The following is an 8716-nucleotide window of genomic DNA, read 5'->3' as shown; positions in this document are numbered from 1 at the left end:
GGCGACGCCTCCCACGGCCGGCACGCCCACCGGCTGGCCGCACGCCTGGGCGCCGAGGACGGGGTGGCGCCGGTCCTCGGCGCGCTGGAGCGCGTCGCGGGCTGAGGGCGGCCCGCGTCACGTCCCGCCGCGCCAGTCCGGCGGTCGCAGGATGCCGAGCAGGAGCCGCACCAACTCCTCGACCACGTCGTCGAGACCGGCGTCGAGGCGGCCCGACTGCCAGTCGTGCAGCAGGCCGTTGACGCCGCCGACGAAGGCGGTGGCGGCGAGCCGGTGGTCGCGGCGGGCCGCCTCGCCCCGTTCGGCGGCCGCGGCGGCCTCCGCGCAGACCAGGTCGGTCCAGCGGGCGCGGCGTGCCAGCCGCTGCCGCTCCAGGCGCGGACCGGCGCCGACGACCTCGATGGAGGTGATCCGCAGCCGCCGCGGATCACCGGTGACGTGCGCGGCGTACGCGTGGCAGGCCGCCGCGGCGCGCTCGGCGACCGGCCGCCCCTCGAGGGCGGCCAGCGAGGCCAGCGCGGACCGCTCCGCCCGGCCGTCGACCGTGAGGTACAGGGCGGCGAGGACGTCCTCCAGGGTGCGGAACTCCTCGTAGAACTGCCGGGTGGACAGGCCCGCGGCCTCGCTCAGGCCCGCCACGGTCGTCCCCCGGAATCCGGGACCGGCGCCGAAAAGTTGCAGCGCGGCGTCGAGGAACCGGCGGCGCCGGTCCGCCTGGCGCTCCTCGGCGCTCCTGCCCCCGTACCGTCCGGTCGGCGGTGTGAGCCTGCCCGCCACGCGTCCCCCTCTCGTGACCGGCCACCGGTGCGGCCGTCGGTCCATCTTGTCGTGTGCACGGCCCTGTTGCGGGCGGCTCGCCCGGGGTGGAACCCGTGTGACAGAAGCGTTGACGCGACGGGGCGCAGCTCCTATCTTCTGGCCGAACCTGCGAACTTTGTTCGACATACCGGTCACGTCAGCTACCGGCCACCTCTTCCAGCGGTCCCCTCGTCCAAGGGAGCAGCCCGTGAGACCCGCATTCACCCGCCGGACGGTCCTCGGCCTGGCCGCCGGCTCGGCGGCCGCCGGCGTCACCGGCGCCCTCGCCGGCACCGCCCGCGCCGCCGTACCCGCGTCACCCGGCGTGTCGTACACCAACTCGCTCGCCGAGCAGCGGGCCGACCCGCACATCTGGAAGCACACCGACGGCTCCTACTACTTCACGGCGACGGTGCCCGCCTACGACCGGATAGTGCTGCGCCGGGCCACCACGGTCCAGGGGCTCGCCACGGCCGCCGAGCGGACCATCTGGACCCGGCACACCAGCGGGGAGATGGGCGCCCACATCTGGGCGCCGGAGATCCACTTCATCGACGGCAAGTGGTACGTGTACTTCGCCGCGGGCCGGACCGACGACGTCTGGGCGATCCGCCCGTACGTGCTGGAGACGAGCGCCGCGAATCCCCTGACCGGCACCTGGACGGAGCGGGGCCGGATCGCGCTGCCGCTCGACACGTTCTCGCTGGACGCGACGACGTTCGTGGTGAACGGGGTGCGCTACCTGAGCTGGGCGCAGAACGACCCGGCCATCGGCAGCGGCACCAGTCTGTACCTGGCGCGGATGTCCAACCCGTGGACCATCACCGGTACCCCGGTCAGGATCAGCACGCCCACCGCCGCGTGGGAGACGGTGGGCCACCGGGTCAACGAGGGACCGGCGGTGATCCAGCGGGGCGGCAAGGTCTTCCTGACCTTCTCGGCGAGCGCCACCGACGCCAACTACTGCGTGGGCCTGCTGACGGCGTCCGCCTCCGCGAACCTGCTGAACGCCGCGTCCTGGACCAAGACGCCGAACCCGGTCTTCCGCAGCAACGACGCGACCTCCCAGTACGGGCCCGGCCACAACTCGTTCACGGTCTCCGAGGACGGGAAGTCCGACCTCCTCGTCTACCACGACCGCGGCTACCGGGACATCAGCGGCGATCCGCTCAACGACCCCAACCGCCGTACCCGCGTGCAGAAGCTGTACTGGAGGTCCGACGGCACGCCCGACTTCGGCATCCCGGTCGCCGACGGGGTCACCCCGCAGCGGCTGTCCTCGTACAACCACCCCGACCGTTTCGTCCGCCACTGGGAGTACCGCGCGCGCATCGAGGGAGACGTGGCCCCGCTCGCCGACTCGCAGTTCCGCACGGTCACCGGGCTCGCCGGCGGCGGCACCGTGTCGCTGGAGTCGGCCAACTTCCCCGGCTACTTCCTGCGGCACAGGAACTTCGAGGTGTGGGTGGAGCGGAACGACGGGACGGCGCGGTTCCGGGGCGACGCCTCCTTCTTCGCCCGTCCCGGCCTCGCGGACGCCGCCGGGATCTCCTACGAGTCGTCCAACTACGCGGGCCGCTACGTCCGGCACTACGACCAGCTGCTGTACGTACAGGCCCCGAGCACGGCGACGGACCGGGCCGACGCGACCTTCTACGCCCAGTGACCGGAGGAGAGCCGCAGATGAGAACCCCGGAGCGTCCCGCCACCCCCTCCCGCCGGACCCTGCTGCGGGCCGCGGCCGCCGTGCTGCCCGCGTCGGCGCTCGTCCTCGGCGGCCCGCCCGACGCGACCGGCCCGACGGGTACCGCCGCCGCGGCCGCGCCGCCGAACGGGTCCGCCACCCGCTACACGATCCTGCCGTTCCTCAACAGCGACGACGGCACCGTCAACGTCTACCAGTCCGACGACGCCACCGACTTCCGGCTGGTGCGGGCCTCCGCGTACACCCCGCCGAGCGGCCGCATCCGGGACGCGAGCATCCTCAGGCACACCGACGGCTACTACTACCTCACCTACACCACACGCACCTGGCAGGACCCGAGCACGACGATCGGCTTCGCGCGCAGCGCCGACCGGGTCGCCTGGACGTTCCTGTACGACCACACGGTGCCGATCGCCGACCTCGCGCGCGCGTGGGCGCCGGAGTGGTTCGTGGACGCAGACGGCAGCGTCAACGTCATCGTGTCGTGCTCGACCACGGACAACGAGTGGATCTTCACCCCGTACCGGCTGCGGGCCACCGACTCCGCGCTCACCGGCTGGAGTTCGCCGGTCGCCCTGGCGGGCATCGGGGCGAACCACATCGACACGTTCGTCGTGCGGCTCGGCTCCACCTACCACGCGTTCCCGAAGAACGAGACGACCAAGTACATCGAGTACGCCACGGCCTCCGGCCTGACCGGCCCGTACACGATCCACCGGACCGGGAACTGGGCGGGCTGGGGCGGCACCCGCGAAGGGCCGGCGCTGGTGCGGCTCGACAACGGCGCCTGGCGGATGTTCTTCGACGGCTACGGTGACGGCGCCTACTACTACAGCGACAGCCGCGACACCTTCGCCACCTGGACCGCGCCCAGGAGGCTGCCCGGCATCTCGGGGACGGCGCGGCACTTCACGGTCGTCAAGGAGACCGTCTCCGGCGGCCCGAGCCTGCCGACCGGGGTCACCCGCTCCTTCCGGTCGGCCAACTACACCACCCGCCACTGGCAGCAGCAGTCGTCCCTGCTCGACCTGCCGGTGGTGACGTCCGCCTCCACGGCCGCGCAGAAGCAGGCGGCCACGTTCACCGTGGTGCCGGGGCTCGCCGACGGGAGCGCCTTCTCGTTCCGCGACGCGTCGGGCGCCTACCTGCGGCACTGGGACTTCCGGGCCCGTTTCGACGGACACGACGGCTCGTCGGTGTTCGCGCAGGACGCCACGTTCGTCGCCCGTACGGGGACGGCCTCGGGTGCCCTGCGCTTCGAGTCGTACAACTACCCGGGCCACTACCTGCGGCACTACGGCTACCAGGTGCGCGTCGAGCCGTCGGACGGCACGGAGCTGTTCCGGCAGGACAGCTCCTTCGTGCCGGTGACCGCCTGGGCGTGAGCGGTCGCCCGGTGCCGTTCAGGTACGGCGGGGCAGCCGGTGCAGCGTCACCTCGTCGAGCCCGCCGTCCGCCACCCGCGCCGTCATGTACGTGCAGTACGGCTGGCGGCGGCGGTCGGTGGGCGAGCCGGGGTTCAGCAGCCGCAGCCCGGTGTCGGCGGTGGTGTCCCAGGGGATGTGGCTGTGCCCGAAGACCAGGACGTCCAGGTCGGGGAAGCGCGCGGCGCACCGGCGCTCGCGGCCCTGGGCGGCTCCCGTCTCGTGGACGACGCCGAGGCGCAGGCCGTCGAGCTCGGCGTACGCCACCTCGGGGAGCCGGGCGCGCAGGCCGGGGCCGTCGTTGTTGCCGTACACACCGATCAGGCGGCGGGAACGGTCCTCCAGCAGGTCGAGCGTGGCGGTGTCCACCCAGTCGCCGGCGTGGACGACCACGTCGGCGCGCGGGAGCTCGTCGAGGAGCTGCTCGGGCAGGGCCTTGGCCCGCTTGGGGAGATGGGTGTCGGCAACGAGGAGGAGGCGCACGTCTCCAGGGTGCCATCCGTGACGGGGATCTCCGTGGCGTGATCCCCGTGCCGGGATGCGGGATGCCGGGGAGTGGTCCGGCCCTTCCGCCGGAGGGCCGGACCACCGTCACCGTCCGGCCGGGACCGCTCGGTCGCAGCCGGGACGGCGGCTCGTGGGCACGGTGACCGGACGGCTCAGTGGCCGCCGGTGTTCATGCCGTCGTTCGCACCGTCGTCCACGCCGTCACCCGTGCCGTCACCCATGCCGTTGTCCATGCCGTCATCGACACCGCCGCCGACGCCGTCGCCGCCGCCGATGCCTTCACCGGCCTGGTCGCCGGCGCCGGCCTCGTCGCCCGCCCCGGCTCCGTCACCGACACCCGCGTCCCCGCCGCCGGCCTCCTCGCCACCGCCCGCCGCGTCGCCCGCGCCGAGGGTCGCGCCGACCGCCTCCAGGGCGGTGGTGACCGGCTGGAAGAACGTCTCTCCGCCGACGGTGCAGTCACCGCTGCCGCCCGAGGTCAGACCGATGGCGCCGCCGTCCGCGGTGAACAGGGAGCCGCCGCTGTCGCCCGGCTCGGCGCAGACATCGGTCTGGATGAGCCCGGTGACGGTGCCCTCCGGGTAGTTGACGGTGGCGTTCAGGCCGAGGACCTGGCCGTCGCTGAGCCCCGTGGTGCTGCCCATGCGGATCACCGGCTGGCCGATGACGGCCTCCGCGGCCTGGGCGATCTCCACGAGCTGCCCGTCGCCGGTGTCGACGGCACTGGCCGCCCGGGTCGCCGGGTCGTCGTACGTGACGAGCGCGAAGTCGCCCGCGCCCGGGAAGACGGCCTGGTCGACGGTGCCGACGGGGGCACCGTTCTGCTCCTCCGACCACTGAGCGGCCGCGACCCCGCAGTGACCCGCGGTCAGGAATGCCGGGGCGCCCTGGGCGTCCGTCACGTTGAAGCCCAGCGAACAGCGGGCACCGCCACCGAAGATGGCGTCACCGCCCTCGGCGAACGTCTTGAAGGTGCCGGCCGACCTCTTCACGGTCGCGACGCCCTCGCCGAGCGAGGCAACCGTCGACTCCAGTCTGTTCCAGGCGTCACCGGTGACGGTGGAGTCGGCGGTGACCCGGATCTCGTTGGTCTTCGGGTCGACGGACCAGGCGGTGCCCGGGATCGTCGCGTCGGTGCGCAGCGTCGTGGCGGCGGAGTCCAGCGCGGCGGTGCTGTTGCGCACCTGATGGGGGACGGCGCCTGCCTTCTCCACCTCGTCGATGACGTCGCTGTCGTCGCCGACCACGTTGACGACGATCCGCTGCCCGGATGCCTCGTAGTACGACCCGGCGAACGCGTCACCGAGCCTGGGGGCGAGCTGTGCGACGAGGTCCGGGACGTCGGCCGCCGTGAACGTCCTGGGAGTGGCCCCGTTGTCGTCGTCCGTCTGGCCCGCCATGGCGTTCGGCAGCAGGAAAGCCGCCGCTCCGAGCGCCGCCACGCTTCCGGCCGCTATGACCGCCTTGCGCTTGGGTGTGCGTTTGTGACTCAACTTCGAACCTCCTGGGGTCGGACGGCCGGGGCCGCCGTCCGACAGATGACTGGGGGGGCGCCTGGATGCCGGTTCATACGCACGTGCCGCGTGGGGTGTTCAACGGCGGGCGGAATCACTCGACTCCCCACCGTCGACGGCCGGTGGGGATGGGGACGGCACGGAGCGGCACCGTGGCGCGTCAGCCGGCCTGCGGCACGGCCCTCCGGGGCAGCAGCACCAGCGCCAGCACCGGGACCGCCGCGAGGGCCAGCCACGGCACGGCGGGCGGCAGCCCGCTGTCGAGCAGGGAGCCCGTGGCCGCGCTGCCCACCAGGACGATCAGTCCGGAGACGGAGGACATCGCGCCCGTGTAGAGCCCGAGCCGTCCCTCCGGGGCCAGGTCGGGCACCCACGCGCGGGCGGCGGGCGCGACGAGCATCTGGCCGAGGGTGAGCAGCACGACGAAGCCCGCCGCGGGGAGCAGCCCGGCGGTGCCCGTCCACCCGGCGGGCCGGGCCAGTGCCACGACCGCGAACCCGGCGGCGATCAGCAGCAGTCCGCCCGTCATGGAGCGGCGCAGGTCCAGCCGGTCCGCCACCCACCGGGTCACCGGCAGCTGGGTGGTCACCACGAGCAGCGAGGAGAGCGCGAACAGCCAGGCGAGCGGCGCCTGGGAGCCCGCCGCGCGCTCCACCTCGTCCGGGAGGAGCTGGTACAGCTGGTTGTACGCCAGCAGGTAGGCGCCGTACGCGCCGCACAGGGCGAGGAAGCGGCCGTTGCGCAGGAGCGGGCCCAGGCCGCCCTTGACCGTCACGCGCGCCCGCCCGGGGATGTGCTGCGGCAGCAGCCGCGCGTGCCCGGCGAGCACGAGGACGAAGACGCCGGCGCCCACCAGGCACACGGTGCGGAAGTCCACCGCCAGGAGCAGCGCGCCGATGAGCGGGCCGACGAAGGCACCGGCCTGTCCGGCCACGGTGAACAGGGCCAGCACGCTCGTCCGGGGGCCGCCGCCCGCCTCCTCCCGGGCCACGGCCTGCCGGGCGACCTCGGACTCCACGGCCGGGGAGAACAGGGCGGCGGCGAAACCGATCAGCACGACGGCGGCGATGATCTGCCAGGTGTCGTGCGCGTACCCGAGCCAGCCGAACCCGGCGATGCGCAGGACGCAGCCGGTGAGCACCACGGGCCGTACGCCGTACCGGTCGGCCAGCGCCCCGCCCACCACGAACAGGCCCTGCTGGCTGAAGGTGCGCAGGCCCAGCACGAGCCCGACCAGCCAGCCCGCGAGGCCCAGCGAGCCGCCGAGGTGCTCGGAGAGGAAGGGCAGGACGGCGAAGAAGCCGACGTTGAAGGCGAGCTGGGTGAGGATCAGCAGCCGCAGCAGCGGGTCGAGGTGCGCCCAGGTACGGCGGCGGGAGGCGGCGGCGGACGGTGCTGTCATGCGGTCTTCTACTTACCGGGTTCTCTTCTTACCGGGTTCTCTTGCGGGGCAGCCGTACCCCGCCCGCCGCCGTGACCGCCACCATCCCGAGCAGGGCCAGAGCGGCGGCGGGGGCGAGCACGGCCCAGGGGGCGCGTTCCACGTACGGCTGGTTCTCGGACAGGAGGAGGCCCCACTCGGGGTCCGGCGGCTGGGTACCGAGGCCGAGGAAGCCGAGGGTGGTCAGGGCGAGCGCGACGGAGGGCAGCCGGAGCAGGGCGTGGCGGGCGACCGGGGGCACGACGGCGGGCAGCAGCTCGTGGCGGAGCAGGTAGGCGCGTCCCGCGCCGAAGCCCTTGGTGGCCGCGATGTGGGTGGCCGCGCGTTCCTGGGTGAGCAGGGCGGAGGTGTGCGCGGCGAGGGGCACCCAGGCGACGGCGGCGACCGCGAGCGCGGGGGTCGCCGCGCCGCTGCCGGCGATCCCGGCCACCAGCAGGCCCGCGAGGACGGGCGGTACGGCGTTGACGGTGTCGGCCAGCGGTTCGGAGAGCCGGGGCAGCAGGCCCAGCAGGACGCCGGCGAGGAGGGCGGCCGCGCTGATCGCCAGGGCCAGGGAGAGCGTGCCGGACGCACCGTGCCCGATGCGGGCCAGGACGTCACGGCCGAGCGCGTCGGTGCCGAACGGGTGCGCGGCGGACGGTGCCTGGAGCCGGGCGCCGGTCTCCACGGCGAGGGGGTCGCGGGTGAGGCCGGACGCGACGACGGCGAGCAGGACGGCCCCGTACAGCAGGGGCGCGGTCCGGGGCGCGGGCGGGGTCGGCCGGTGCAGCGACGGCAGGGCGCTGTCGCGCAGCGCCGGGCCGATGAGCAGGCGGCCGGCGAACCGGGCGAGGGTACCGGCGAGGGCGGCCAGCAGGACCAGGGCGAGGGTACCGGCCTGGAGGACGGGCAGGTCCTGGGCGACGGCGGCCTGGAGGGTGGTGCGGCCGAGCCCGGGGATGTCGAAGATCTGTTCCACGGCGACCGCGCCACCGGTGAGCCCCGTCACGAACAGGCCGATGTTGGGCAGCAGTCCGGGCACGCAGCGGCGCACCGCCATGCGGGCGACGGTGCGCCCGGACAGGCCGCGCGCGGCGGCGGCCAGCGCCCAGTCCTCGGCGAAGGCGGCGGGCAGCATGTCGTCGAGCAGGCGGCCGAGGAGCGCGCCCGCGGGCACTCCGAGGGCGAGCGCGGGCAGCACCGTCCACTGGGGGCCGTACCAGCCGAGGGCGGGCAGCCAGCCGAGCTGCACGCCGACGACGGCGGCCAGCACGGAGGCGAGGAGGAACTCGGGCAGCGCGGCCAGGAAAGCCGCCGCGCCACCCGTGCCGCGCCGCTCGTGCAGCCG

At 74.2% G+C, this 8716-nt stretch carries 7 protein-coding genes; 2 read left to right on the top strand and 5 right to left on the bottom strand.

Translation table 11 applies throughout. From position 1 onward, the window contains the following. Window positions 1-117: 117 nt before the first annotated feature. Window positions 118-777 carry a TetR/AcrR family transcriptional regulator gene (locus UW392_RS62615; protein WP_320784444.1) on the bottom strand — a complete coding sequence of 220 codons (660 nt, stop codon included), beginning with the start codon at window positions 775-777 and terminating at the stop codon, window positions 118-120. A 265-nt stretch (window positions 778-1042) separates the two neighbouring features. On the opposite strand from UW392_RS62615, the gene UW392_RS62610 reads away from it, so the two are divergent. Then, window positions 1043-2464 carry a family 43 glycosylhydrolase gene (locus tag UW392_RS62610; protein WP_320784446.1) on the top strand — a complete coding sequence of 474 codons (1422 nt, stop codon included), beginning with the start codon at window positions 1043-1045 and terminating at the stop codon, window positions 2462-2464. A 17-nt stretch (window positions 2465-2481) separates the two neighbouring features. Beyond that, the gene (locus UW392_RS62605) at window positions 2482-3888 is read left to right on the top strand and encodes a glycoside hydrolase family 43 protein (protein WP_320784443.1); all 1407 of its coding nucleotides are present in this window, start codon (window positions 2482-2484) and stop codon (window positions 3886-3888) included. Between the two features lie 18 nt (window positions 3889-3906). Here UW392_RS62605 and UW392_RS62600 read toward each other — a convergent pair whose 3' ends face one another. From UW392_RS62600 to UW392_RS62585, 4 genes are all read right to left on the bottom strand, one after another. Next, window positions 3907-4410: a metallophosphoesterase gene (locus tag UW392_RS62600; protein ID WP_320784442.1), complete on the bottom strand. Its 504-nt coding sequence runs from the start codon at window positions 4408-4410 to the stop codon at window positions 3907-3909. Window positions 4411-4586: 176 nt separating this feature from the next. Next, window positions 4587-5927 carry a S1 family peptidase gene (locus tag UW392_RS62595; RefSeq protein ID WP_320784441.1) on the bottom strand — a complete coding sequence of 447 codons (1341 nt, stop codon included), beginning with the start codon at window positions 5925-5927 and terminating at the stop codon, window positions 4587-4589. 181 nt (window positions 5928-6108) lie between these two features. After that, a complete protein-coding gene (locus tag UW392_RS62590; protein WP_320784440.1) occupies window positions 6109-7350 on the bottom strand; it encodes an MFS transporter in 1242 nt (413 codons plus the stop codon). A gap of 28 nt (window positions 7351-7378) precedes the next feature. Beyond that, window positions 7379-8716 (bottom strand): ABC transporter permease subunit (locus UW392_RS62585; RefSeq protein WP_414497683.1); only part of this gene is annotated, 1338 nt, incomplete at its 5' end.

Source organism: Streptomyces sp. CRN 30, assembly GCF_034105845.1.
This window is presented reverse-complemented; position numbering and strand designations above follow the sequence as displayed.

Bases quoted from the DNA above. Each gene is read 5' to 3' on its own strand.
- UW392_RS62590 (WP_320784440.1), bottom strand. From the start codon at position 7,350: ATGACAGCACCGTCCGCCGCCGCCTCCCGCCGCCGTACCTGGGCGCAC.
- UW392_RS62605 (WP_320784443.1), top strand. From the start codon at position 2,482: ATGAGAACCCCGGAGCGTCCCGCCACCCCCTCCCGCCGGACCCTGCTG.